A 21,812-nucleotide genomic window follows, 5' to 3' on the forward strand; every position below is an offset into this window, starting at 1 on the left:
TCAATCCGCTCGACTTGCATGTATTAGGCACGCCGCCAGCGTTCGTCCTGAGCCAGGATCAAACTCTCCGAAAAATTGTTGGCTCAAAGCCACAAAGTTTCAAGCTTGATTAGCTCGATTTTTTAAAAAATAGATTAACGTTGACGTTTTGTTTTGTTCAGTTTTCAAAGATCAATTTCGCTTTCGTCTCTCAGAAGCGACTTTATTAATTTACCATGCGTCGTTTGTGAAGTCAACAACTTTTTTAACAAGTTTTTTTCATTTGTTTTTCAAAAGTGTTTCGTCATCAGCGACGTTTATTAATATACCAAGATAATGTTTCACCGTCAATAACTTTCTTTCACTTTTTAAAAAAGTTTTTCGCTGACAAAGTTTTTTGCCCTAAACCACAACGGTCTCATCCTCGTGATTCTACATTTCCTTTTTCTTAGTATTGCTGGCAAGGATGTATTTCACGCACTCTGTATGCGGCGCCACCCTTGTAAAAAGGTTGAACAATATCTTATATCTTTCCTCCATTGCCCTTTTTACAATATGATCGATTCTCGAGTCCTTCAGATCAAAAAGGATTTCATCCATTTCTCTTTTCAACAGGTATTGAATTTCTTGTCTTTCTTTTTCTTGTATCAGTAATCCTAACAACTGCTTTCACCCCTTGTTTGAAGTATTTGTAGTTTTTTCCATTAATGAAAGAAAATATGTATGGTCATATTTTATTTAGGACATGTCATAGGATGTAATAGGATGAGTCTGACAGGAGGAGTAGTATGAATTTCTTTGTTATATTAAATGCCCGCAAAGTAAAGACCACTTTGCTGGTAGTCATGATTTCGTTTTTTACGGCCTTATTTCTTTATAGTGAAAGTGCTGGATATTATCCTGTTTTCTCAACGTCGGCAGGACCTAAAGCGGTGTATCAAGGCGAGAAGGGTATTGCTTTAACATTTAATATCGGATGGGGCGATGTCCAGGCCGCTCCAATTCTTGATACTCTTGAAAAGAGCAAGGTGAAGTCAGCGACCTTTTTTCTGTCGGGTGCTTGGGCTGAACGCCATCCGGATCTCGTTCAGAGGATTGTGAAGCAGGGCTATGAAATCGGCAGCCTTGGATATGCCTATAAAGAATATACAGAAATGGATGAACCGGAAATCCGCAGGGATATGATGCGTTCACAAGAGGTATTTCAAAAGCTGAACCTCAAAAAAGTAAAACTATTACGCTCTCCAACCGGCCATTTTGATAAGAAAACGTTAAAAGCAGCCGATTCGGTCGGGTTTACAGTTGTCCACTGGAGCATCAATTCAAACGACTGGAAAAGCCCTGGGGTAGAGAAAATCATTCAAAATGTTCAAGGAGCTGACCAAGGGGACATTCTATTATTCCACGCATCCGACTCCGCTAAACAGACTGCAGTGGCACTGCCGAATATTATTTCGCAGCTCAAGAAAAAAGGTGAGCTCGTTTCTGTTTCGGATATGCTTTCAAACGGAAAGGTTAAAACCACACTAATCCAATAACAAAGTCTTTTTCGTAAAATTGCTAATGCATTTAGCCATAAAAAAGAGAATCCACAGGAAAACCTGTTGGATTCTCTTTTTTGTTATTTAGACACCGCATTTCTCTTCTTCTCCATCTGCTCTTGGGACAGTTGGTTATATTTCGGCAATACCAGGATCTGATAGGCGTTGCATGCCAACAGCGGGAAAAGCATGAGATAAAGCCAGCTTTTTTCATTTACTGTCAATACCGGAAGCCATTCAAGGACCGTTACAACGATCATAAAGAACATGGCAGAAATGAATGTGTTTTTATTCGTTTGCTTGGATTTTATCCATGACGTTGCAATTGCAACAACAATGATTAACACGGCAAGCAAAATATAAGGAAGGATGCTTTCTCCGTTCTTGGCGAAAGCCTGGAAGCGGAAATACACCAAATCGAATATGACAAGTGCGATCACAAGAAGCTGAACCGGGTTCCATAAGGACCTGAACATCCTTAATCCAAATTGATGAATCGTTAAATAAGCGAAAAATCCCATCTGGCTTATGACACTGAATGTAAAACCGATGCCTATCAACCATACTAAGACTGAAAATATTTGGCCGATTTCGCCATTTTTAAAAAGCGGCGCAAATTCATTCCATCTTACGATAAATCCTATAATTCCAGCTGTGACTCCCCCAACAAATAATGTTGAAAAAAACAGTCTGATCCAATTTCGGATGGTCACAATATTTGTCCCCCAATAGTTAATAAAAAATTCACTTATTAGATTGTACCAACCAGAGTTTGAAAAATCTAGGACTTGCAATAGTTGTGCATAAATATTTCACAAAATCCCATATTAACAGTATGGATAGCTGATTAGAAAGGAGCTTTTTTATGAAAAAAATGTACCTTCTGCTCCTCGCATCTTCTTTATTTTTATTATCTTCCTGTTCCGGAGGCAGCGATACAGGCAGCAGCGGACAGATGGATTATGACCAAACAAAGAAAATGATCGTTGATATACTCAAGACGGACGATGGAAAAAAAGCCATTCAAGACGTCATGTCTGATGAGAAAATGAAGCAGGAACTCATAATGGACCAAAGTGTCGTTACGGATACCATTGAGAAAACACTGACTTCTGATAAGGGAGCAGAATTCTGGAAAAAAGCTTTCGAAGATCCTAAATTTACGGAAGCCATGGCAAAAAGCATGAAGAAGCAAGATGAGAAATTATTGAAGGATCTAATGAAAGACCCGGAATATCAAGGACTCATGCTTGATTTAATGAAAGACCCGGATTATCAGAAGGAAGTTCTTCAAACCTTGAAAAGCAAGGAATACCGCGAGCACCTCCAGACAGTCATCCTGGAAACCGTCGATAACCCGCTCTTTAAGACAAAGATACAAGCCTTATTGATGAAAGCGTCGCAGGATATGAAGAGCGGCGGCCAAAATCAGCAAGGTCAGCAGCAAAGCCAGGGAGGCGGCCAGGGACAACAAGGACAGCAAGGCCAGCAAGGTCAACAGGGACAATCGTCTTCTTAATTAGAAAAGCGGAAGCGTCCTTGTTTCAGATGCTTTGAAAAATAGAAAGAGGCAGCCTAATCGTTCGGCTGCCTCTTCCTTTTATTTAGTTAAGATATCGATGACTTTTCCTGCGATGTCATGATAAATTTTACCGAGTTTATGGTCTTCCGCATAAACGGATGGTGCAAAATCTTCTTCATTCCAATCAGGCTGCTGCAGTGGAAGCTGGCCAAGCAGTTCCGTGCGAAGCTCTTCAGCAAGCTTCTTGCCTCCGCCTTCACCAAATACGTATTCTCTTTCCCCAGTCAGCTGGCTCTCAAAGAAGGACATATTTTCTACCACACCGATGATTTCATGTTCAGTACGAAGCGCCATCGCACCCGCTCTTGCAGCAACAAACGCAGCTGTTGGATGCGGAGTCGTTACGATGATCTCTTTACAGTGAGGGAGCATTGTATGCAGATCCAATGCTACATCCCCTGTTCCAGGAGGCAGATCAAGCAATAAGTAGTCCAGTTCTCCCCATTCAACATCCGTAAAGAAGTTGTTGAGCATTTTGCCGAGCATCGGCCCCCTCCAGATGACAGGAGCATTATCTTCAACGAAGAAGCCCATGGAAATAACTTTTACCCCAAAGCGTTCAACAGGGATGATCTTCTCTCCGCGAACGACTGGGCGTTTCATGATTCCCATCATATCCGGAACACTGAATCCATAAATGTCAGCATCGACTAGTCCAACTTTCTTGCCTTGGCGCGCCAATGATACAGCCAGGTTGACGGAGACAGTAGATTTACCGACGCCGCCTTTTCCACTTGCAATAGCTATGAAAGTGGTTTTGCTGGCAGGTGATAATAGACCGCCATCATTTCCGTTAGCTGCGAGGCTTTCGCGATAGCGCGCAAGCACGGATTCAGGAAGTTCACCGAAGCGGATTCCGACTGTTTCAGCCCCTGCATTTTTAATAAGCTCAACAATCTTCCCTTGGAGCTGAAGCTGTTCGCCTGTGCCAGTTTTCGCCAAAAGCACTTTAACACTGACATGCTTTTTCTCTTCTTTAACTTTAATTTCTTCAATCGATTCGAGTTCACCGAAGCTCTTATGTAAAAAAGGATCTTGCAAATCCTTAAGCAAATCATAAATGGTTTGTTCCGTTAACACAGCAGACACCTTCCTTGTATTCGTTTACAATTCTCTTACAGTATAACATACGAATCCTAATAACGATTGTCTGAACACTTCATGATTTTGCAAAATAAATAACCAGCTGTTCATGGCTGGTTATTTCAAGTCAGATTCCTTTGTAAAATATCTCATGATTCCGTTATAAATAGATACGGCCAATTTTTCCTGATAGCCGTCTTTCTTGAGATTGGTTCTTTCTGCAGGATTGGATAAGAAGCCTACTTCTACAAGGGCGCCAGGTTTTTTAGCATATTTTAATATATAAACGCTGTTGATCGCCTTCGCTTCTCGATTTGTATTCTTCAGATTCTTAACAAACTCATCCTGAATGAACTTCGCAGCCCTTTTATTTTCTTCATACTGCGGAGCAAAGAACGTCTGTGCACCGCTCCATTGAGGCGCAGGAATTGAATTCAGATGGATGCTGATGAATAAATCCGCTTCCGAGCTGTTGATAAGGGCCAAACGCTTCTTCAGATCCTCTGTTTTTCTTCTGCTATAGCCTTTTGTTCCCTTATCGGCTAAATCCACATCTTCTTCCCTGGTCAAAATGACCATTGCTCCCTGCTGCTGCAAGTAATCCCTAACCTTCAATGTGATCTTCAAAGCAATATCTTTCTCCAGCGCATCTTGATCTCCTGCACCGCCATCCGGACCCCCATGCCCTGCATCCAAGTAGATGATTTTACCGGAGAGGGGCAAATTCCATGATTTCCACGAATGGTTTTCCATGACTTTGTACTGGAAAAGTAAAATCAAGATGATTGCACCGGCAACGAAGGCGCCAATCTTCAACTTTCTCTTCATCCCGTTCCATCCCTTCCTCGATTCCCTATGAAAAACATATGGGACAAGAACGGAAATTAGAACCTGGACCTAATGCAATCTCATTTTTCTCCGTTTATCTGCCTTTGTGAACCCTTCATTCCACCAATATTCAATAAAGCCTTCACAGGAAAAATACAGAGAATCATTAAACACAATTTCTTCCCCGATCTTCCCCCAGTAAAGCCAAAAATTAAAAAGTGTATCAATTAAATGCTTCATTTCCTTTTCACAGCGCGCTTGAATTTGCCTTTTTTCTTCATAAAGCCCGGCAAAACGGCTGAACTGGGCGCCTAATAAATAGGCTTCAATAGCCACATCATAGCAGCCCTCTTCCAGCCCCTGCTGAAGGAACACGCCTCCCTGCATGCGTATGCCGCCAAAATATTTCTGCACACTCTTCGATAACAACTGTATAGAAAGCTCCTTTAAAAGGCTCCGCTCATGCTTGATTTGTTTTTCTCTTCTCTTCGAATTAAACGTAGTGATCACGTTCATCCTAACTCAACCCCTTTCACGTATTTTTCAACGAACGAAAAGGAATGATACAGAAAATGGACTATCAATCATTACCAAGTAAGAAAAGCGGAAGCGCCTTGATCAGCCCCGACCAGCATAAGACGGAACTCGAAGGAAATCCTGATTTCCGTAGAGGTGCGGCTTATGACTCGAGGGGCTAGGCGCTGGAGCTGGACAAAGAAAAGCGGAGCCGACTGATCGAGTACTTTTTCGCCAGCGAAAAAGTATTAGAGGCGTAGAGACTGGAGCGCAGCACCACGAGATAAAGGAATCACGATGAGCTTTGCGAATCGATGATGACTTATCGTAAGTGTGCTGAGCGAAGTCTCCCAGCCTCTAGGAGGCGGAGCTGGATCAGGAATAGTGGTAGTCAGATGCAAAATCAAAAGTTCAAATCCCAGAAAAAGGATAGTGGGGCGGTTATGGCCGAAAGTTGAGCGGTTAGCTGCGAAAGTGCGTTGGTCAAGGCCAAAAGTTGCGAGATAAATCCCAAAAGTGGGCCGGTTCCGCCGCAAAGTGGGGAGCAAACTGCTCACAGCCTCGCAGCACTCCCGGCCAAAGCGGCATCCTGCCTGTAAACCACATTAGTTTCCTCACAAATATGGATAGTTGAGCGGTTAGGGCCAAAAGTTGAGGGGTTAACCTCGAAAGTGCCTCGGTCAGCTCCAAAAGTTGAGCGGTTAACTGCAAAAGTGCTCCGGTGCCGCCGCAAAGTACGGAGCAAATCGCCCTCAGCAGCTGCCGCTTGCCGCTCAAATAAAAATCGGAGAGCACAGGCACTCCCCGATTTTTGTCAATTCCCCATTAAACAGCAAAAAACCCCGGCCGAGGATTCGGACGAGGTTTTGGATGTACAAAAGGTTGTACGAAAAATTAACGTTTTGAGAACTGAGGCGCACGACGAGCACCTTTAAGACCGTATTTTTTACGCTCTTTCATACGTGCATCACGAGTTAATAGTCCAGCGCGCTTAAGATTTCCGCGGAATTCTGGATCTACTTGAAGAAGCGCACGAGCGATTCCGTGACGGATTGCTCCAGCTTGACCAGTGAATCCACCACCGTTAACGTTAACATGAACATCGTAGCTTCCTAGTGTTTCAGTAGCTACTAGAGGTTGTTTGATTACTTCGCGAAGAGTCGCGAATGGGATGTAGTTTTCTACTTCACGATCATTGATGACGATTTTTCCTTCGCCCGGTACTAGACGTACACGCGCTACAGAACTTTTACGACGACCTGTGCCGATATATTGAACTTGTGCCAAGATATTTCCCTCCCTTATTAATTATCCGCGAAGTTCGTAAACTTCTGGTTTTTGAGCTTGTTGATTATGTTCTGCACCAGCATATACATGCAATTTCTTGATCATTTGACGGCCTAAAGAACCTTTTGGAAGCATGCCTTTGATAGCAAGCTCAAGCATTCTTTCGGAGTAGTTCGTACGCATTTCAAGAGCTGTACGAGTCTTTAATCCACCTGGGAAATTACTGTGACGGTAGTAGATCTTGTCAGTTAATTTCTTACCAGTCAATTCGATTTTAGATGCATTTACGATGATCACGTGGTCACCTGTATCAACATGTGGTGTAAATGTTGGTTTGTTTTTACCGCGTAAGATAGATGCTACTTCGCTTGCAAGACGTCCTAAAGTTTTACCTTCAGCGTCAATAACATACCATTTACGTTCTACTTCAGTTGCTTTTGCCATATACGTAGTACGCATAAGTGTTACCTCCTAAATAATGCTGTATTTATTTTAATCACGAATAAGTCTTCCGGGGCTCACCGTGGGGTTAAATACATACCATATGATATATTAACCTGTTTAAAACCTAATGTCAACAGGATGTTACACCTGGTTTAGTTGTCATAGAAAACTTTCCACAAATAAAGTCCCTTTGCTGGCGCGGTTTTGCCTGCCATATCGCGATTTTTGGAATTTAAAATTTTTGGAAGATCATTTGGATTTATTTTTCCAGAGCCTGCTTCAAGTATCGTTCCGGTCAAAATCCGAACCATATTATATAGAAATCCATTGCCGATGAATTGAAATGTTATTTCATCTTCCCCGCTTTCAAAAAGCTTGATGGAGTGGATGGTCCTCACTTTATCCTCTACTTCCGATTTGGCGGAGCAGAAGCTTGTAAAGTCGTGCGTCCCGATTAAATGGGATGCAGCCTCCTCCATCGCCTTCCAGTCAAGCGCAAAAGGAAATGGACAAACATAGTTGCGGTTAAACGGATCTTTGGTGCGTCCGAGACTAATTTTATATCGGTATTCCTTGCCGACAGCTGAGAACCTGGCATGGAAGTCCGGTGATGCCTTCTCCACAGAAAGAATGCCTGCATCGTCCGGCAGCATGCTGTTGAGTGCCTTCACCCACCGGTCTTCGGGAATATTCAACGGCGAGTCAAAATGGATGACCTGACCTTTTGCATGCACTCCTGCATCCGTCCGGCCGGAGCCGGTGACTTTGACTGCCTGCTGTTTATGAAGCTTCCCTAATGCCTTTTCCAGCTCGCCTTGGACTGTACGCCCCTCCGGCTGAATCTGATAGCCTGAGAAGTTGGTTCCATCGTAAGCGATGATGCATTTATAGCGCTGCATGGCCAAAAACCTCCGTTAAGACCTTAAGTAGACGAGCAAGGCCACTAAGATGGCTAGAAAGACGAATACACCTGTATCAGCTCCGGACCATTTGAGGAGCCTGTATTTCGTCCGCCCCTCGCCGCCCCGATATCCACGGGCTTCCATGGCAATCGCCAGTTCCTCGGCACGTTTGAAAGAGCTGACAAACAACGGGATCAACAATGGAACAACTGCTTTAATTCTGTCCTTAATGGGGCCGCTTGAAAAATCGACGCCCCTTGCTGTCTGAGCCTTCATGATTTTGTCTGTCTCATCCATCAGCGTCGGAATGAAACGAAGCGAGATCGACATCATCAGGGCCAATTCATGAACCGGGAACTTGATCCGTTTAAATGGATTCAAGATACTCTCCAGTCCATCCGTGATGGCGATTGGAGAAGTCGTAAGGGTCAGGAGAGAGGTTACGAAAATCAAGAGCATGAATCTCAGTGAAATGAATATCCCCTGCCTGAGCCCTTCTTCATAAATGTGAATGAAGCTGAATTGGAACAAAAGTTTCCCACCCTCTGTAAAGAACAGATGCAGTGAAAAGGTAAAGATGATGAGCAGGAATATCGGCTTTAATCCATTGATCAAGAATATGATGGGAATCCTTGATATTAAGATGAGAGCCATTGTGAAAACCAACAAGACGGCATAGGTCGCAGTATTATTGGCCAAGAAAACGATGCAGATATAAGCAAATACAAATAAGAGCTTGGCACGCGGATCGAGTCGATGGATCAGGGACTCTACGGGTACATAACGCCCGAAAATCATTTTCTCCATCATAAGCCCTCACCCCGTTTCCTTTGCCAGCTGGCAATGGCTGCAGACAATTCCTCAACCGTCAGACAAATATCGCCTATCTTGGCGCCAATTTTCTGTTCAAAGGTATGCTGGAATTTCACCACATCCGGTACATCCAGACCGAGGTTCAACAACTCTTCCGGATTGGAAAAGATCTCACGGGGACTTCCTTGCCTTTTGACCTGCCCCTTATGCATGATGATAATCTGATCGGCGTAAGATGCGGCATCTTCCATGCTGTGGGTCACCAATACAGTCGAGAGGCCCTTTTCTTTATGGATCCGATAGAACATATCCATAATCTCCTTACGTCCTCTAGGGTCGAGTCCTGCAGTCGGCTCGTCCAAAACGAGGACTTCCGGATTCATGGCCAAAACGCCCGCAATCGCAACCCGCCGCATTTGTCCGCCGGAAAGATCGAACGGAGATCTTTTAAGGATTTCCAAAGGAAGGTCAACAAGCTGAATGAGCTCACTTGCTCTCTCCTTCGCTTCCTGTTCAGAAACGCCAAAGTTCATTGGACCAAAACAGATATCCTTTTCCACTGTTTCCTCAAAGAGCTGATGTTCTGGAAACTGAAAGACAATCCCGACTTTTTGGCGGATGGGGCGCAAATGCTTTTCTTTTTTATCAGAAGATATAACACGTTCGCCGATGGCCACATTCCCTTTTGTCGGTTTTAGAAGGGCATTCAAGTGCTGAAGGATAGTCGACTTTCCTGAACCGGTATGTCCGATGATTGCCATGAATGTGCCAGAAGGAATGGAAAAATTCACATCATGCACAGCAAGCCTCTCAAAAGGAGTGCCGGCTTGATAGCGGTACTCTACATGATTTAACGAGATGTCCATAATGAATTCACCAACTCTTCTTCTGTTAAGTATTGATCCTCCAGTTGGACCCCGTTTCTTTCCAATGCCCTCTGCAATTTGATAGGGAATGGAATATCGAGGCCAAGAGCGATCAATTCCTCTTCTAATTTAAAAATATCTGAAGGATGTCCTTCTTTGAATACTTGTCCATGATTCATGACGATGATCCGGTCGGCTTTAGCTGCCTCTTCCAAGTCATGGGTGATCGAAATGACCGTCATATTGGTTTCATTCTTCAAGTCGCGGATGGTGGAAAGAACCTCTTCGCGGCCGCGCGGGTCCAGCATGGACGTGGCTTCATCGAGGATGATGACGCCCGGCTGCAATGCTAGAATGCCTGCTATGGCCACACGCTGCTTCTGGCCGCCTGAAAGATGGTGCGGCTCTTGATCAAGAAAATCAACCATTCCGACTTTTACAAGTGCATCGGAGACTCTTTTGACCATAAGATCTCTTTCGATTCCATTGTTTTCTAAGCCAAAAGCCACATCATCTTGCACTGTTGTTCCAACAAACTGGTTATCAGGGTTTTGGAAGACCATACCGATTTCCCTGCGGATATCCCAAACAGTTTCTTCAGATAAAATCATTCCATTGACCATGACCTTTCCCTTTTCCGGAAAATGAAGTCCATTGAGCATTTTAGCCAAAGTAGATTTGCCTGAACCATTATGACCCACAACAGCCAGCCATTCTCCTTCATAAACATCGAATGAAATATCATTCAATGCATATTGCTCCTGTTCATAATAACGGAAAGAAACATTCTTGATTTCAATCAGCTTATTGCCCAATTTTCTTTCCTCCCCTAATCTCAGCTTATCTCAATCTCTTATATGACAAAATCGCATTTAAAAAAAGTTCTCCAAATAGAAAAAAGCCTGCACCCCCATCCAGAAAAAGATATACTTTCCCTGTCCTGTTCAAGAACTCCTCTCATTGGAGGAGGAAGGAGGCGCATGAGCTAAACGAGACACTTGGGAGATCTGTAATGGATCTCAAAAAGAAGCGCTCATCATAACGCTCGTTAAGCTTTAGAACTTCTATCGTTATGCATTTAAACAAAAAGGGCAAGAAAGCAGTTAAATCCACTAACTGTCCTGCCCTAGTTGTGTTTTACTATTAAACTAACTCGATGATCACCATTGGTGCACCGTCGCCGCGGCGAGGACCCATTTTCATGATACGAGTGTATCCACCTTGACGCTCAGCATAGCGAGGAGCGATGTCAGCGAAAAGTTTTTGAAGTGCATCTTGGTTTGTTTCAGCGTTAGCAATCTCTTTACGGATGAATGCCCCAGCTTGACGACGCGCATGCAAATCACCGCGTTTACCAAGAGTAATCATTTTTTCAACAACTGAACGCAATTCTTTCGCGCGAGTTTCAGTAGTTTCGATACGCTCACTGATGATAAGATCAGTTGCTAAATCACGAAGCATTGCTTTACGTTGAGCGCTTGTACGACCTAACTTTCTGTAAGCCATGAAGTTTCCCTCCTTTGTTGAAGTTATCTATAAGGATTTTCATTTATTGATAGAATCAATCGTCTTTGCGTAAGCCTAATCCAAGTTCTTCTAACTTAGCTTTGACTTCCTCTAAAGACTTGCGACCCAAATTACGCACTTTCATCATATCTTCTTCTGTTTTGTTAGCAAGCTCCTGGACAGTATTAATGCCAGCACGTTTCAAGCAGTTGTAAGAACGAACGGAAAGATCCAATTCCTCAATCGTCATCTCAAGGACTTTTTCCTTCTGATCTTCTTCTTTTTCAACCATGATTTCCGCGTTTTGAGCTTCGTCAGTCAAACCAACAAAGATATTCAAATGCTCTGTTAAGATCTTTGCACCTAAGGAAATAGCTTCTTTAGGGCCGATGCTTCCATCTGTCCAGACATCAAGCGAAAGTTTATCATAATTCGTCATCTGTCCAACACGAGTATTCTCAATTTGATAGTTTACACGAGATACTGGTGTATAAATGGAGTCGATAGGAATCACACCGATAGGAAGATCCTCACGTTTATTTTGATCGGCTGGTGTATAACCACGACCGCGTTTTGCATTAAGACGCATACGGAAGTTAGCATTTTTACCAAGAGTCGCGATGTGCAATCCAGGGTTTAAGATTTCTACATCACTATCATGGGTAATATCAGCTGCTGTTACAACTCCCTCACCCTGTACATCAATTTCAAGCGTCTTTTCTTCATCTGAATAGATCTTCAGAGCAAGCTTTTTGATATTTAAGATGATGGATGTTACATCTTCAACGACGCCTTCAATTGTTGAAAATTCATGCAGTACGCCATCTATTTGAATAGATGTGACAGCAGCACCAGGGAGTGAAGATAATAGGATACGACGTAAGGAGTTACCCAAAGTTGTACCATATCCACGCTCAAGTGGTTCTACGACAAACTTCCCAAAATTGGCATCATCGCTGATCTCAACCGTTTCAATTTTTGGTTTTTCAATTTCGATCATTCAAATATACCCTCCTTCAAAACGTCGAAATCCCGGTTCGAATGATCTTACCGAAATTCCCCCATGTTTACGTTCCCGATTGTGCACAACAACTGGATTCATCATTTCTGTATGAACGAAACATCATATCATATCCCATTATTGACAAGGATACAAAAAATATACAGAAAAATTAAACACGGCGACGTTTTGGCGGACGGCATCCGTTATGAGGTACTGGAGTTACGTCTTTGATTGCAGTTACATCAAGACCTGCAGCTTGAAGAGCACGGATAGCAGCTTCACGACCTGCACCAGGACCTTTAACTGTTACTTCTAGAGTTTTCAAACCATGTTCGATGGAAGTTTTAGCTGCAGTTTCAGCTGCCATTTGAGCTGCGAATGGAGTAGATTTACGAGAACCTCTGAATCCAAGCGCACCAGCAGAAGACCAGGAAATTGCATTTCCGTGAACATCAGTGATTGTTACGATTGTATTGTTGAAAGTAGAACGAATGTGTGCAATACCAGCTTCGATATTCTTTTTCACACGACGTTTACGAGTATTTGTTTTACGTGCCATTTAAGAAGGAACCTCCTTTACTAATTATTTTTTCTTGTTCGCTACAGTCTTACGAGGACCTTTACGAGTACGAGCGTTGTTTTTTGTGTTTTGTCCGCGAACAGGCAATCCACGACGGTGGCGAAGGCCACGGTAGCTTCCGATTTCCATTAGACGTTTGATGTTTAGGGAAGTTTCACGACGAAGATCCCCTTCAACTTTCAATTTGTCGATGATATCACGGATTTTACCTAATTCTTCATCAGTTAAATCACGAACGCGAGTATCTTCAGATACACCAGCTTCCGCAAGAACTTTTTGAGCTGTATTTTTCCCAATACCGAAAATGTAAGTCAATGAAATGACAATACGTTTATCACGTGGAATATCCACACCAGCAATACGTGCCATTGTACAAGCGCACCTCCTTCAAATATTAACCTTGTTTTTGTTTATGTTTAGGATTTTCACAGATAACCATTACTTTACCTTTTCTGCGGATAACTTTGCATTTTTCGCAGATCGGCTTAACGGATGGTCTTACTTTCATCTTGTTCTAACCTCCTTAATAGTACGGAGTGCATAAGATTATTTATATCGATACGTAATTCTGCCACGAGTAAGGTCGTATGGAGAAAGCTCAACCGTTACTTTATCACCAGGTAAAATGCGGATGAAATGCATACGGATTTTACCAGATACGTGAGCCAGTACAGTATGGCCATTCTCTAATTCTACCTTAAACATCGCGTTTGGCAAAGTCTCAACCACTGTGCCCTCTACTTCAATTACATCGTCTTTCGCCATGGAACTCTACTCCCTTCTTTCCATCTTCCAGGACCTTTTCCAATACTTTCGCAACAGCATGCCTAAGCTTGCCATTCGTGACCTGTCCTGTTTGCTGAATACTTCTTTGAACTTCTGGAGAAACATAGCCATACAATTCAAGATGGTGAATGTTTTTCTTTTTTGGAGAATCGAATTTGCATTTGTGGCCATCAGCCACCAAAACAAACCGGTCATCCATGTGATCAATTATAATCACAGCTTGCCCTGCATCTCTTCCATTGCGTATGAAGGCAGCCTGCCCTAATACAGGAGTCGAATCAGACTTCTTCAACATCATCACCCTTAATCAGGCTTTAGTCAGGATTTCATAGCCTGTTTCCGTAATGGCGATTGTATGTTCAAAATGAGCACACATCTTTCCATCAACAGTCACAACAGTCCAGTTATCAGCCAATGTTTTCACATATCTGCTGCCTGCATTCACCATCGGTTCAATTGCAAGTACCATGCCAGGTTTCAGGCGTGGACCTTTGTTTGGAGGTCCATAATGAGGAATTTGAGGCTCCTCATGTAAGTCTTGACCAACACCGTGTCCGACATACTCACGAACGATAGAAAAACCGTTTGCTTCCACATAGGTTTGGATCGCATGGGAGATGTTCGAGAGACGTTCGCCTGGCTTAGCTTCTTTCAAGCCCAGATAGAGAGACTCTTCTGTAACATCTAGCAGCCTTTGGGTTTCTTCATTTATTTTACCAACAGGATACGTCCAAGCAGAATCACCATGATAGCCTTTATACTTTGCACCGATATCAATGCTGATGATATCTCCATCTTTCAGGGCGCGATCCCCAGGAATCCCGTGGACTAATTCGTCATTGACCGAAGCACAGATGCTGCCACGAAACCCATTATACCCCTTAAAGGATGGAATTGCATCATGTTCGCTTATTATTTTTTCAGCAATTACATCCAGCTGACCAGTTGTAATGCCTGGAACAATATGCTTCTGCAATTCTTTGTGAGTTACCGCAACGATGCGACCTGCTTCCTTCATGATCTCTATTTCACGAGGGGTCTTGCAAATGATCATTAGGACAGGCCTCCGAGTAATTCGTCTATTTCACCGAATACTACGTTGATATCCTGCTGCCCATTGATATTTCGCAAGTAGCCTTTCTCATTGTAGAAGTCCAGAAGAGGCTTCGTTTGTTTCATGTTGACATCCAGACGATTTTGAACCGTTTCAGCATTATCATCTGCTCGCTGGTATAACTCCCCGCCGCAGCGGTCGCACACGCCTTCTTCAGCAGGCGGATTGAAAACGAGGTGATAAGTTGCACCGCAGTCCTTGCAAATGCGGCGGCCAGTCAGGCGCTCCATCAATATCTCTTTATCGACTTCGATATTGATGACAAAATCCATTTGTTTGTCGAGCTCTTTCAGGATGCCTTCTAACGCATCAGCTTGAGCAACTGTTCTTGGGAAGCCATCCAATAGGAAGCCTCTTACGCAGTCATCCTTGCTAAGACGTTCGCGAACGATTCCGATAGTTACTTCATCCGGAACCAATTCACCTTTATCCATGAAAGATTTTGCTTGTAATCCTAGTTCCGTGCCTCCCTTGATAGCAGCACGAAACATATCTCCGGTTGAGATATGAGGGATTTCATATTTCGCTACGATTTTGTCGGCTTGAGTACCTTTACCAGCACCCGGAAGCCCCATTAGTACCAAGTTCACTCGTATTTCCCCCTCAGTATCTAAATCCGGTTTCAGGAACAGCAGCGTGTTCCTAAAACCTTAAATCTTATTTAATAAAGCCTTTATAATGGCGTTTTACTAATTGTGATTCTAATTGTTTCATTGTTTCCAGAGCAACACCGACAACGATCAGTAAGCTTGTTCCGCCGATTTGTGCTGAAGATGGTAGTCCAGCAAAATTAACGAACAATACTGGAAGGATGGCGATGAGCGCCAGGAAAATAGATCCGCAGAAAGTCAAACGGTAAAGCACACGAGTCAAATAGTCTTGTGTGTTTTTGCCAGGACGAATTCCCGGGATATACCCACCCTGTTTTTTCAGATTCTCTGCAACCTGTTCAGGATTAACCTGAATGAATGCATAGAAATAAGAGAAAGCAATGATCAAAGCCACATAAATTAGCATACCCACTGGCTTTGTATAATCAAAAATATACTCTATTGCTGATGTTACATCATTTTGGCCGAAGAACGTCGCGATGGTCCTTGGTGTAACGATGAACGAAACAGCAAAGATAACTGGGATTACCCCAGCAGCATTTACTTTAAGAGGTAAATGTGTTGATTGTCCGCCAACCGGACTGCGGCCTACTATACGTTTTGCATATTGAATCGGAATCTTGCGCAGCGCCTGCTGTACAAAGATAACTCCGACTACAATCGCAATAACAGCAAGAACAATTAGTAGAAGAACAACGATCTTTAGGAAAAGCTGCTCTCCTGCCCCCTCTATTTGCTGTGCATAGATTTGGTTTACAGCAGTTGGAATTCTAGCCACGATCCCGGCAAAGATAAGGATAGAAATTCCGTTGCCCACACCTTTAGAGGTAATTTGCTCACCAAGCCACATTAAAAAGGATGTACCAGCTGTCAACACCAAGGCGATTAACAGGTACGTTCCTAATCCAGAACTTTCGATAAGCATACCGCCTGCCATATTGTTGAATCCATATGACATTCCAAGTGCTTCAATGAAACCAAGTATGATAGTGAAATAGCGGGTAAACTGAGCTAACTTGCGACGTCCGACCTCGCCTTGTTTGGACCATTCAGTAAACTTAGGGACAACGTCCATTTGTAATAGCTGAACGATGATCGATGCTGTGATATAAGGCATAATCCCCATTGCGAAGATGGAGAAATTCTTTAACGCACCGCCGCCAAAGGTGTTTAGAAAGCCGAAGAGCCCAGCTTGATCTTGCATTTTTAGTACTTCGGCATTCACAAATGGCACCGGGATGAATACCCCGATACGGAAAACAATCAACATTAAAAGAGTGAATATAATCTTTCGTCTTATATCACCCACGCGCATAAAATTGGAGATTGTCTGAAACATTAAATCACCTCAGTTTGACCGCCAGCAGCTTCAATAGCTTCTTTTGCAGCAGAGGAGAATTTGTTAGCTTTTACTGTAAGCTTTTTCTCAACTTTACCATTAGCAAGAATTTTGATTCCTGCTTTTGCATTGCTCACGACACCAGTTTCGATAAGAAGCTCAGGTGTTACTTCTGTACCTTCTTCAAAACGGTTTAACGTGTCAAGGTTTACGATTGCGTAATCTTTACGGTTGATGTTCGTGAATCCACGTTTAGGCAAACGTTGGAATAAAGGTGTTTGACCACCTTCGAAGCCAGGACGAACCCCACCGCCTGAACGGGAGTTTTGACCTTTTTGGCCTCGGCCGGAAGTTTTTCCGTTTCCAGAACCGATACCACGACCAACACGATTACGTTCTTTGCGAGAACCTTCTGCAGGTTTTAATTCATGTAGTTTCATTGTTGGCACCTCCTTGTTTTAAAAGAATCAAATTATTGTTCTTTAACCGTCACAAGATGAGCAACTTTAGTGATCATACCGCGGATAGCAGGATTGTCTTGATGCTCAACAGTTTGATTAACTTTACGAAGCCCAAGGGCTTTAACTGTTTCACGCTGATCATTCGGACGACCGATCAAGCTGCGAGTGAGGGTAATCGTTAATTTTTCCGCCACTTAAATCCCTCCTTATCCTAACAGTTCTTCTACTGATTTACCACGAAGTTTAGCTACTTCTTCAGCACGTTTTAATTGAGTCAATCCATTAAGAGTCGCACGCACCATGTTGATTGGTGTGTTAGATCCTAAAGATTTAGAAAGAATGTCGTGGATACCTGCTAATTCAAGTACCGCACGAACTGGTCCACCAGCGATAACTCCTGTACCGGCAGAAGCAGGTTTCATGAAGATTTGGCCAGCGCCGAAGCGTCCAACAACTTCATGAGGGATTGTAGCGCCGACAGTAGGCACTTCGATCAAATTTTTCTTAGCGTCTTCAATCGCTTTGCGGATTGCATCTGGCACCTCTTGTGCTTTACCTGTACCAAAACCAACATGGCCGTTCTTGTCACCGACAACAACTAGTGCAGTAAAGCGGAAACGACGTCCACCTTTAACAACTTTCGCAACACGATTTACGGTTACAACGCGTTCTTCTAATTCAAGTTTGTTAGCATCAATGCGAAGCATCTGATATGTCCCTCCTTTTACTATTAAAATTCTAAGCCGTTTTCACGAGCTGCATCAGCAAGTGCTTTTACACGCCCATGATAAAGGTAACCACCACGGTCGAATACTACGGACTTTACGCCTTTTTCAACTGCACGTTTCGCTACTAGTTCGCCGATTTTTTTAGCTGCTTCTAGGTTAGCTGTACCTTCTAGTCCAAGGTCATTTTCTTTCGTAGATGCACTAGCAAGCGTTACACCATTAAGATCGTCGATCAATTGTGCATAGATATGTTTGTTAGAACGGAACACGTTTAAACGTGGACGAGACTCAGTACCGCTAAGTTTAGCACGTACACGAGCATGTCTCTTTTTACGCGTCATATTTTTATCTGGCTTAGTAATCATTGAGGTCACTCCTTTCTTCTACCTATGAGGCTTATTTACCTGTTTTACCTTCTTTGCGGCGAACCATTTCGCCTTCGTAACGAATACCTTTGCCTTTATACGGCTCTGGTGGACGTACGTCGCGGATGTTGGCAGCCAATGCACCAACGCGCTCTTTGTTCGTGCCTTTTACAGTAATCTTTGTATTTGAAGGAACTTCAATTTCGATTCCTGCTTCTGGCTCGATTTCTACCGGATGAGAGTATCCAACGTTCAATACAAGTTTCGTACCTTGTTTTTGAGCACGGTAACCTACACCGATAAGTTCTAGTTTTCTTTCGAATCCTTGAGATACACCTTCAACCATGTTAGCGATCAAAGCGCGAGTCGTACCGTGCAATGCGCGGTGGTCTTTCGCATCAGATGGACGAGAAATGTTAACAACATTCTCCTCGATGCTGATTGTGATTTCAGGATTAAATGTACGGGAAAGTTCTCCCTTAGGTCCTTTAACTGTAACAGTACTACCGTCTAGAGTAACTGTTACTCCAGAAGGAATTTCAATAGGTTTTTTTCCTACGCGGGACATTCTGTTGCACCTCCATTCACTGTCGATTTATTACCAAACGTACGCTAGTACTTCGCCGCCGACTTGTTTCGCACGTGCTTCTTTATCGGATAATACTCCGGTAGAAGTAGACACGATTGCGATACCAAGACCGTTCAATACTTTAGGTACTTCGTTAGCTTTAGCATATACACGTAAACCTGGTTTACTGATGCGCTTCAAGCCAGTGATAACACGTTCGTTATTTGAACCGTACTTAAGGAAAATACGGATGATTCCTTGCTTGTTGTCTTCGATGTATTCTACATCGCGAACGAAACCTTCACGTTTTAGAATTTCAGCAACTTCTTTCTTGATGTTAGAAGCAGGAACTTCTAATTTCTCGTGACGAACCATATTCGCGTTTCTGATACGAGTAAGCAAATCTGCAATTGGATCTGTCATAACCATTTAAATTAACCTCCTTCCCAAATTCGGGGTTTACCAGCTAGCTTTTTTAACGCCAGGAATCTGACCCTTGTATGCGAGTTCGCGGAAACAAATACGGCACAATTTAAACTTGCGGATGACTGAATGTGGACGTCCGCAGCGTTCGCAGCGAGTATACGCTTGAACCGCATGTTTCGGTGTGCGTTTTTGTTTCACTATCATTGATTTTTTAGCCACGTTTTCGCCTCCCTTTAGCGATTACTTTTGGAACGGCATTCCTAATTGTGTTAAAAGTTCACGAGATTCTTCATCTGTGTTCGCAGTAGTAACGATAACGATGTCCATACCACGTACTTTTGATACTTTATCATAATCAATTTCAGGGAAGATCAGCTGTTCTTTAACCCCTAGAGTATAGTTTCCACGGCCGTCGAATGCCTTTTTAGAAACGCCGCGGAAGTCACGTACGCGTGGTAGTGATACAGAAACTAATTTATCAAGGAAATCATACATACGCTCTCCGCGTAATGTAACTTTTGCACCGATTGGCATACCTTCACGAAGACGGAAGCCTGCGATAGATTTCTTAGCTCTTGTTACAACTGGTTTTTGACCAGCGATAAGAGTTAATTCCTCAACTGCAGTATCAAGTGCTTTTGTATTTTGAACAGCATCACCAACACCCATGTTAATGATGATTTTTTCAACTTTTGGTACTTGCATTACTGATTCGTAATTGAACTTGCTCATTAGAGCAGGAGAAATTTCCTTTTGGAATTTTTCTTTTAGGCGGTTCATGTCGTGTACCTCCCTTCTTCATGAGAACTATTTATCTAAAACTTCACCGGATTTTTTAGTTACACGTACTTTTTTACCGTCTTCTACTTTATATCCAACACGAGTAGGTTCGTTAGTCTTAGGGTCAACCGGCATCACGTTAGATACGTGAATAGCAGCCTCTTGACTGATGATCCCACCTTGAGGGTTAGCTTGAGAAGGTTTTGAGTGTTTTTTCACGATGTTGATACCTTCAACAAGTACTCGGTCTTTCTTAGGGAATGCAGCAAGTACTGTGCCAGTTTTCCCTTTGTCTTTACCTGTGATGACCATTACTTTATCGCCTTTTTTAACATGCATTTCAATCGCACCTCCTTGACTGGCCGAATCAAATATTTATTAAAGTACTTCTGGAGCTAAAGATACGATTTTCATAAAGTTGTTGTCGCGTAGTTCGCGAGCAACAGGTCCGAAAATACGTGTTCCACGTGGGCCTTTGTCATCACGAATGATTACACAAGCATTTTCATCAAAGCGAATGTAAGATCCATCGTTACGACGTACTCCACTCTTTGTGCGTACTACAACAGCTTTTACAACATCACCTTTTTTAACAACGCCACCTGGTGTTGCTTGTTTTACTGTACAAACGATAACATCACCAATGTTAGCTGTCTTGCGGCCAGAACCACCAAGAACTTTAATTGTTAAAACTTCACGTGCGCCAGAGTTGTCAGCAACTTTTAAGCGTGATTCTTGTTGAATCATCTATGTTACCTCCCTTCGGAATAAACATCAATCCGAACTAATAAATTAGATAATAACTGCTTTTTCTACTACTTCTACTAGACGGAAACGTTTTGTTGCGGATAATGGACGAGTTTCCATAATACGCACTACGTCACCAGTCTTAGCTTCGTTTTGCTCATCATGAGCTTTGAACTTTTTAGAGTATTTTACGCGTTTGCCGTAAAGTGAATGTTTTTTATAAGTTTCTACTGTTACAGTGATTGTTTTATCCATTTTGTCAGAAACAACACGTCCAGTATAAACTTTGCGTTGGTTGCGTTCACTCATTCTGCAAACCTCCTCTCAATTATCGATTGTTAACACCGATCTCCCTTTGGCGGATAACGGTTTTCATACGAGCAATCGCTTTGCGAACTTCGCGAATACGAGCAGTGTTTTCAAGTTGTCCTGTCGCTAATTGAAAGCGAAGGTTGAAAAGCTCTTCTTTTAAAGATTTTACTTTTTGTTCTATTTCGGCAGTGGTAAGGTCACGGATTTCATTAGCTTTCATTTGATTCACCACCAATTTCTTCTCGTTTTACAAACTTACATTTAATTGGAAGCTTGTGTGATGCAAGACGAAGTGCTTCGCGAGCTACTTCTTCAGAAACGCCGGCAATTTCGAACATGATCTTGCCTGGTTTTACAACAGCTACCCATCCTTCTGGTGCCCCCTTACCGGAACCCATGCGGACTTCTAGAGGTTTTGCTGTATATGGCTTGTGAGGGAAGATTTTAATCCAAACTTTACCGCCACGTTTCATGTAACGAGTCATCGCAATACGAGCTGCTTCGATTTGGCGGTTAGTGATCCAAGAAGCTTCAAGAGCTTGCAAACCGAATTCACCGAAAGCTACTTCTGCGCCACCTTTAGTGCGACCGCGCATTTTTCCACGATGTTCACGACGATATTTAACGCGTTTAGGCATTAACATG

Annotated in this window: 37 protein-coding genes and 1 rRNA gene; 3 read left to right on the plus strand and 35 right to left on the minus strand. The window is 42.9% G+C overall.

Annotation, left to right across the window (positions count from 1 at the left end; translation table 11 throughout):
* Together DFR59_RS16690 and DFR59_RS16695 are read right to left on the minus strand one after the other, a co-directional pair.
* Positions 1–74 (minus strand): 16S ribosomal RNA (locus DFR59_RS16690); the annotation flags it as partial.
* Between the two features lie 337 nt (positions 75–411).
* Positions 412–642 carry a hypothetical protein gene (locus DFR59_RS16695; protein ID WP_114746810.1) on the minus strand — a complete coding sequence of 77 codons (231 nt, stop codon included), beginning with the start codon at positions 640–642 and terminating at the stop codon, positions 412–414.
* Between the two features lie 125 nt (positions 643–767).
* On the opposite strand from DFR59_RS16695, the gene pdaB reads away from it, so the two are divergent.
* Positions 768–1,517, plus strand: coding sequence for a polysaccharide deacetylase family sporulation protein PdaB (gene pdaB / locus DFR59_RS16700; RefSeq protein ID WP_114746811.1), 750 nt, complete (start codon positions 768–770; stop codon positions 1,515–1,517).
* A gap of 83 nt (positions 1,518–1,600) precedes the next feature.
* Here the strand turns inward: pdaB and DFR59_RS16705 are convergent, their stop codons facing one another.
* Positions 1,601–2,233, minus strand: coding sequence for a KinB-signaling pathway activation protein (locus DFR59_RS16705; protein ID WP_114746812.1), 633 nt, complete (start codon positions 2,231–2,233; stop codon positions 1,601–1,603).
* Between the two features lie 152 nt (positions 2,234–2,385).
* On the opposite strand from DFR59_RS16705, the gene gerD reads away from it, so the two are divergent.
* A complete protein-coding gene (gene gerD / locus DFR59_RS16710) occupies positions 2,386–3,039 on the plus strand; it encodes a spore germination lipoprotein GerD (protein ID WP_114746813.1) in 654 nt (217 codons plus the stop codon).
* 81 nt (positions 3,040–3,120) lie between these two features.
* Here gerD and DFR59_RS16715 read toward each other — a convergent pair whose 3' ends face one another.
* The 3 genes from DFR59_RS16715 to DFR59_RS16725 all read right to left on the minus strand — a co-directional run bounded on the left by DFR59_RS16715 (position 3,121) and on the right by DFR59_RS16725 (position 5,529).
* Positions 3,121–4,182 carry an Mrp/NBP35 family ATP-binding protein gene (locus DFR59_RS16715; protein WP_114746814.1) on the minus strand — a complete coding sequence of 354 codons (1,062 nt, stop codon included), beginning with the start codon at positions 4,180–4,182 and terminating at the stop codon, positions 3,121–3,123.
* A 120-nt stretch (positions 4,183–4,302) separates the two neighbouring features.
* A complete protein-coding gene (cwlD, locus tag DFR59_RS16720) occupies positions 4,303–5,013 on the minus strand; it encodes an N-acetylmuramoyl-L-alanine amidase CwlD (RefSeq protein ID WP_114746815.1) in 711 nt (236 codons plus the stop codon).
* A gap of 69 nt (positions 5,014–5,082) precedes the next feature.
* On the minus strand, positions 5,083–5,529 hold the full coding sequence (locus DFR59_RS16725; protein ID WP_114746816.1) for a DUF2521 family protein: 447 nt from the start codon (positions 5,527–5,529) through the stop codon (positions 5,083–5,085).
* A 56-nt stretch (positions 5,530–5,585) separates the two neighbouring features.
* On the opposite strand from DFR59_RS16725, the gene DFR59_RS20540 reads away from it, so the two are divergent.
* Positions 5,586–5,711 carry a hypothetical protein gene (locus tag DFR59_RS20540; RefSeq protein WP_281269371.1) on the plus strand — a complete coding sequence of 42 codons (126 nt, stop codon included), beginning with the start codon at positions 5,586–5,588 and terminating at the stop codon, positions 5,709–5,711.
* A 712-nt stretch (positions 5,712–6,423) separates the two neighbouring features.
* Here the strand turns inward: DFR59_RS20540 and rpsI are convergent.
* The 29 genes from rpsI to rplP form a co-directional block, all read right to left on the minus strand.
* Complete coding sequence (rpsI, locus tag DFR59_RS16735) at positions 6,424–6,816, minus strand: 30S ribosomal protein S9 (RefSeq protein ID WP_114746818.1); 393 nt, start codon at positions 6,814–6,816, stop codon at positions 6,424–6,426.
* A gap of 21 nt (positions 6,817–6,837) precedes the next feature.
* Positions 6,838–7,275 (minus strand): 50S ribosomal protein L13, encoded by a 438-nt coding sequence (gene rplM, locus DFR59_RS16740; protein ID WP_114746819.1) that lies wholly within the window; start codon positions 7,273–7,275, stop codon positions 6,838–6,840.
* A gap of 137 nt (positions 7,276–7,412) precedes the next feature.
* The gene (truA, locus tag DFR59_RS16745; RefSeq protein WP_114746820.1) at positions 7,413–8,159 is read right to left on the minus strand and encodes a tRNA pseudouridine(38-40) synthase TruA; all 747 of its coding nucleotides are present in this window, start codon (positions 8,157–8,159) and stop codon (positions 7,413–7,415) included.
* A 15-nt stretch (positions 8,160–8,174) separates the two neighbouring features.
* The gene (locus DFR59_RS16750) at positions 8,175–8,972 is read right to left on the minus strand and encodes an energy-coupling factor transporter transmembrane component T family protein (RefSeq protein ID WP_114746821.1); all 798 of its coding nucleotides are present in this window, start codon (positions 8,970–8,972) and stop codon (positions 8,175–8,177) included.
* Positions 8,969–9,841: an energy-coupling factor ABC transporter ATP-binding protein gene (locus DFR59_RS16755; RefSeq protein ID WP_114746822.1), complete on the minus strand. Its 873-nt coding sequence runs from the start codon at positions 9,839–9,841 to the stop codon at positions 8,969–8,971. The genes DFR59_RS16750 and DFR59_RS16755 overlap by 4 nt, the downstream gene beginning before the upstream one ends.
* Positions 9,826–10,656 carry an energy-coupling factor ABC transporter ATP-binding protein gene (locus DFR59_RS16760; protein ID WP_114746823.1) on the minus strand — a complete coding sequence of 277 codons (831 nt, stop codon included), beginning with the start codon at positions 10,654–10,656 and terminating at the stop codon, positions 9,826–9,828. The genes DFR59_RS16755 and DFR59_RS16760 overlap by 16 nt, the downstream gene beginning before the upstream one ends.
* Positions 10,657–10,984: 328 nt before the next feature.
* Complete coding sequence (gene rplQ, locus DFR59_RS16765; RefSeq protein ID WP_114746824.1) at positions 10,985–11,347, minus strand: 50S ribosomal protein L17; 363 nt, start codon at positions 11,345–11,347, stop codon at positions 10,985–10,987.
* Positions 11,348–11,402: 55 nt separating this feature from the next.
* Positions 11,403–12,347 (minus strand): DNA-directed RNA polymerase subunit alpha, encoded by a 945-nt coding sequence (locus DFR59_RS16770; RefSeq protein ID WP_114746825.1) that lies wholly within the window; start codon positions 12,345–12,347, stop codon positions 11,403–11,405.
* 172 nt (positions 12,348–12,519) lie between these two features.
* Positions 12,520–12,909: a 30S ribosomal protein S11 gene (rpsK, locus tag DFR59_RS16775; RefSeq protein ID WP_114746826.1), complete on the minus strand. Its 390-nt coding sequence runs from the start codon at positions 12,907–12,909 to the stop codon at positions 12,520–12,522.
* A gap of 24 nt (positions 12,910–12,933) precedes the next feature.
* Complete coding sequence (rpsM, locus tag DFR59_RS16780) at positions 12,934–13,299, minus strand: 30S ribosomal protein S13 (RefSeq protein ID WP_114746827.1); 366 nt, start codon at positions 13,297–13,299, stop codon at positions 12,934–12,936.
* A gap of 25 nt (positions 13,300–13,324) precedes the next feature.
* Positions 13,325–13,438, minus strand: coding sequence for a 50S ribosomal protein L36 (gene rpmJ, locus DFR59_RS16785; protein ID WP_003156543.1), 114 nt, complete (start codon positions 13,436–13,438; stop codon positions 13,325–13,327).
* A 38-nt stretch (positions 13,439–13,476) separates the two neighbouring features.
* Positions 13,477–13,695, minus strand: a complete 219-nt coding sequence (gene infA, locus DFR59_RS16790) for a translation initiation factor IF-1 (protein ID WP_003178377.1) — start codon at positions 13,693–13,695, stop codon at positions 13,477–13,479.
* A complete protein-coding gene (locus DFR59_RS16795; RefSeq protein ID WP_114746828.1) occupies positions 13,673–14,008 on the minus strand; it encodes a KOW domain-containing RNA-binding protein in 336 nt (111 codons plus the stop codon). The genes infA and DFR59_RS16795 overlap by 23 nt, the downstream gene beginning before the upstream one ends.
* 15 nt (positions 14,009–14,023) lie before the next feature.
* Entirely contained in the window at positions 14,024–14,770 is a 747-nt protein-coding gene (gene map, locus DFR59_RS16800) for a type I methionyl aminopeptidase (RefSeq protein ID WP_114746829.1), read from the minus strand.
* Entirely contained in the window at positions 14,770–15,420 is a 651-nt protein-coding gene (locus DFR59_RS16805) for an adenylate kinase (protein ID WP_114746830.1), read from the minus strand. The genes map and DFR59_RS16805 overlap by 1 nt, the downstream gene beginning before the upstream one ends.
* Positions 15,421–15,487: 67 nt before the next feature.
* Positions 15,488–16,780: a preprotein translocase subunit SecY gene (gene secY, locus DFR59_RS16810; protein WP_114746831.1), complete on the minus strand. Its 1,293-nt coding sequence runs from the start codon at positions 16,778–16,780 to the stop codon at positions 15,488–15,490.
* Complete coding sequence (gene rplO / locus DFR59_RS16815; protein ID WP_114746832.1) at positions 16,780–17,220, minus strand: 50S ribosomal protein L15; 441 nt, start codon at positions 17,218–17,220, stop codon at positions 16,780–16,782. Before rplO ends, secY begins: the two co-directional genes overlap by 1 nt.
* A gap of 32 nt (positions 17,221–17,252) precedes the next feature.
* On the minus strand, positions 17,253–17,435 hold the full coding sequence (gene rpmD / locus DFR59_RS16820) for a 50S ribosomal protein L30 (RefSeq protein WP_114746833.1): 183 nt from the start codon (positions 17,433–17,435) through the stop codon (positions 17,253–17,255).
* Between the two features lie 12 nt (positions 17,436–17,447).
* Complete coding sequence (gene rpsE, locus DFR59_RS16825; protein ID WP_114746834.1) at positions 17,448–17,948, minus strand: 30S ribosomal protein S5; 501 nt, start codon at positions 17,946–17,948, stop codon at positions 17,448–17,450.
* A gap of 23 nt (positions 17,949–17,971) precedes the next feature.
* On the minus strand, positions 17,972–18,334 hold the full coding sequence (gene rplR / locus DFR59_RS16830) for a 50S ribosomal protein L18 (RefSeq protein WP_114746835.1): 363 nt from the start codon (positions 18,332–18,334) through the stop codon (positions 17,972–17,974).
* A gap of 31 nt (positions 18,335–18,365) precedes the next feature.
* Positions 18,366–18,902, minus strand: coding sequence for a 50S ribosomal protein L6 (rplF, locus tag DFR59_RS16835; RefSeq protein ID WP_114746836.1), 537 nt, complete (start codon positions 18,900–18,902; stop codon positions 18,366–18,368).
* 30 nt (positions 18,903–18,932) lie between these two features.
* Positions 18,933–19,331: a 30S ribosomal protein S8 gene (gene rpsH / locus DFR59_RS16840; RefSeq protein ID WP_114746837.1), complete on the minus strand. Its 399-nt coding sequence runs from the start codon at positions 19,329–19,331 to the stop codon at positions 18,933–18,935.
* 30 nt (positions 19,332–19,361) lie between these two features.
* Positions 19,362–19,547 (minus strand): type Z 30S ribosomal protein S14, encoded by a 186-nt coding sequence (locus DFR59_RS16845; protein WP_114746838.1) that lies wholly within the window; start codon positions 19,545–19,547, stop codon positions 19,362–19,364.
* Between the two features lie 21 nt (positions 19,548–19,568).
* Entirely contained in the window at positions 19,569–20,108 is a 540-nt protein-coding gene (rplE, locus tag DFR59_RS16850) for a 50S ribosomal protein L5 (RefSeq protein WP_114746839.1), read from the minus strand.
* A 27-nt stretch (positions 20,109–20,135) separates the two neighbouring features.
* A complete protein-coding gene (gene rplX, locus DFR59_RS16855) occupies positions 20,136–20,447 on the minus strand; it encodes a 50S ribosomal protein L24 (RefSeq protein WP_114746840.1) in 312 nt (103 codons plus the stop codon).
* Between the two features lie 39 nt (positions 20,448–20,486).
* The gene (rplN, locus tag DFR59_RS16860; protein WP_114746841.1) at positions 20,487–20,855 is read right to left on the minus strand and encodes a 50S ribosomal protein L14; all 369 of its coding nucleotides are present in this window, start codon (positions 20,853–20,855) and stop codon (positions 20,487–20,489) included.
* Between the two features lie 45 nt (positions 20,856–20,900).
* Positions 20,901–21,164 carry a 30S ribosomal protein S17 gene (gene rpsQ, locus DFR59_RS16865; RefSeq protein ID WP_114746842.1) on the minus strand — a complete coding sequence of 88 codons (264 nt, stop codon included), beginning with the start codon at positions 21,162–21,164 and terminating at the stop codon, positions 20,901–20,903.
* Positions 21,165–21,183: 19 nt separating this feature from the next.
* Positions 21,184–21,387, minus strand: coding sequence for a 50S ribosomal protein L29 (gene rpmC / locus DFR59_RS16870; RefSeq protein WP_114746843.1), 204 nt, complete (start codon positions 21,385–21,387; stop codon positions 21,184–21,186).
* Positions 21,377–21,811, minus strand: coding sequence for a 50S ribosomal protein L16 (gene rplP, locus DFR59_RS16875; protein WP_114746844.1), 435 nt, complete (start codon positions 21,809–21,811; stop codon positions 21,377–21,379). Before rplP ends, rpmC begins: the two co-directional genes overlap by 11 nt.
* Between the last annotated feature and the right edge of the window lies 1 nt (position 21,812).

This window comes from Falsibacillus pallidus (assembly GCF_003350505.1).
Lineage (GTDB): Bacteria > Bacillota > Bacilli > Bacillales > DSM-25281 > Falsibacillus > Falsibacillus pallidus.

Bases quoted from the DNA above. Each gene is read 5' to 3' on its own strand.
- pdaB (WP_114746811.1), top strand. From the start codon at position 768: ATGAATTTCTTTGTTATATTAAATGCCCGCAAAGTAAAGACCACTTTG.
- gerD (WP_114746813.1), top strand. From the start codon at position 2,386: ATGAAAAAAATGTACCTTCTGCTCCTCGCATCTTCTTTATTTTTATTA.
- cwlD (WP_114746815.1), bottom strand. From the start codon at position 5,013: ATGAAGAGAAAGTTGAAGATTGGCGCCTTCGTTGCCGGTGCAATCATC.
- DFR59_RS16725 (WP_114746816.1), bottom strand. From the start codon at position 5,529: ATGAACGTGATCACTACGTTTAATTCGAAGAGAAGAGAAAAACAAATC.
- DFR59_RS20540 (WP_281269371.1), top strand. From the start codon at position 5,586: ATGGACTATCAATCATTACCAAGTAAGAAAAGCGGAAGCGCCTTGATC.
- rplM (WP_114746819.1), bottom strand. From the start codon at position 7,275: ATGCGTACTACGTATATGGCAAAAGCAACTGAAGTAGAACGTAAATGG.
- truA (WP_114746820.1), bottom strand. From the start codon at position 8,159: ATGCAGCGCTATAAATGCATCATCGCTTACGATGGAACCAACTTCTCA.
- DFR59_RS16750 (WP_114746821.1), bottom strand. From the start codon at position 8,972: ATGATGGAGAAAATGATTTTCGGGCGTTATGTACCCGTAGAGTCCCTG.
- DFR59_RS16755 (WP_114746822.1), bottom strand. From the start codon at position 9,841: ATGGACATCTCGTTAAATCATGTAGAGTACCGCTATCAAGCCGGCACT.
- rplQ (WP_114746824.1), bottom strand. From the start codon at position 11,347: ATGGCTTACAGAAAGTTAGGTCGTACAAGCGCTCAACGTAAAGCAATG.
- DFR59_RS16770 (WP_114746825.1), bottom strand. From the start codon at position 12,347: ATGATCGAAATTGAAAAACCAAAAATTGAAACGGTTGAGATCAGCGAT.
- rpsK (WP_114746826.1), bottom strand. From the start codon at position 12,909: ATGGCACGTAAAACAAATACTCGTAAACGTCGTGTGAAAAAGAATATC.
- rpsM (WP_114746827.1), bottom strand. From the start codon at position 13,299: ATGGCACGTATTGCTGGTGTGGATATTCCACGTGATAAACGTATTGTC.
- rpmJ (WP_003156543.1), bottom strand. From the start codon at position 13,438: ATGAAAGTAAGACCATCCGTTAAGCCGATCTGCGAAAAATGCAAAGTT.
- infA (WP_003178377.1), bottom strand. From the start codon at position 13,695: ATGGCGAAAGACGATGTAATTGAAGTAGAGGGCACAGTGGTTGAGACT.
- map (WP_114746829.1), bottom strand. From the start codon at position 14,770: ATGATCATTTGCAAGACCCCTCGTGAAATAGAGATCATGAAGGAAGCA.
- secY (WP_114746831.1), bottom strand. From the start codon at position 16,780: ATGTTTCAGACAATCTCCAATTTTATGCGCGTGGGTGATATAAGACGA.
- rplO (WP_114746832.1), bottom strand. From the start codon at position 17,220: ATGAAACTACATGAATTAAAACCTGCAGAAGGTTCTCGCAAAGAACGT.
- rpsE (WP_114746834.1), bottom strand. From the start codon at position 17,948: ATGCTTCGCATTGATGCTAACAAACTTGAATTAGAAGAACGCGTTGTA.
- rplR (WP_114746835.1), bottom strand. From the start codon at position 18,334: ATGATTACTAAGCCAGATAAAAATATGACGCGTAAAAAGAGACATGCT.
- rplF (WP_114746836.1), bottom strand. From the start codon at position 18,902: ATGTCCCGCGTAGGAAAAAAACCTATTGAAATTCCTTCTGGAGTAACA.
- rpsH (WP_114746837.1), bottom strand. From the start codon at position 19,331: ATGGTTATGACAGATCCAATTGCAGATTTGCTTACTCGTATCAGAAAC.
- rplE (WP_114746839.1), bottom strand. From the start codon at position 20,108: ATGAACCGCCTAAAAGAAAAATTCCAAAAGGAAATTTCTCCTGCTCTA.
- rplX (WP_114746840.1), bottom strand. From the start codon at position 20,447: ATGCATGTTAAAAAAGGCGATAAAGTAATGGTCATCACAGGTAAAGAC.
- rplN (WP_114746841.1), bottom strand. From the start codon at position 20,855: ATGATTCAACAAGAATCACGCTTAAAAGTTGCTGACAACTCTGGCGCA.
- rpsQ (WP_114746842.1), bottom strand. From the start codon at position 21,164: ATGAGTGAACGCAACCAACGCAAAGTTTATACTGGACGTGTTGTTTCT.
- rpmC (WP_114746843.1), bottom strand. From the start codon at position 21,387: ATGAAAGCTAATGAAATCCGTGACCTTACCACTGCCGAAATAGAACAA.
- rplP (WP_114746844.1), bottom strand. From the start codon at position 21,811: ATGTTAATGCCTAAACGCGTTAAATATCGTCGTGAACATCGTGGAAAA.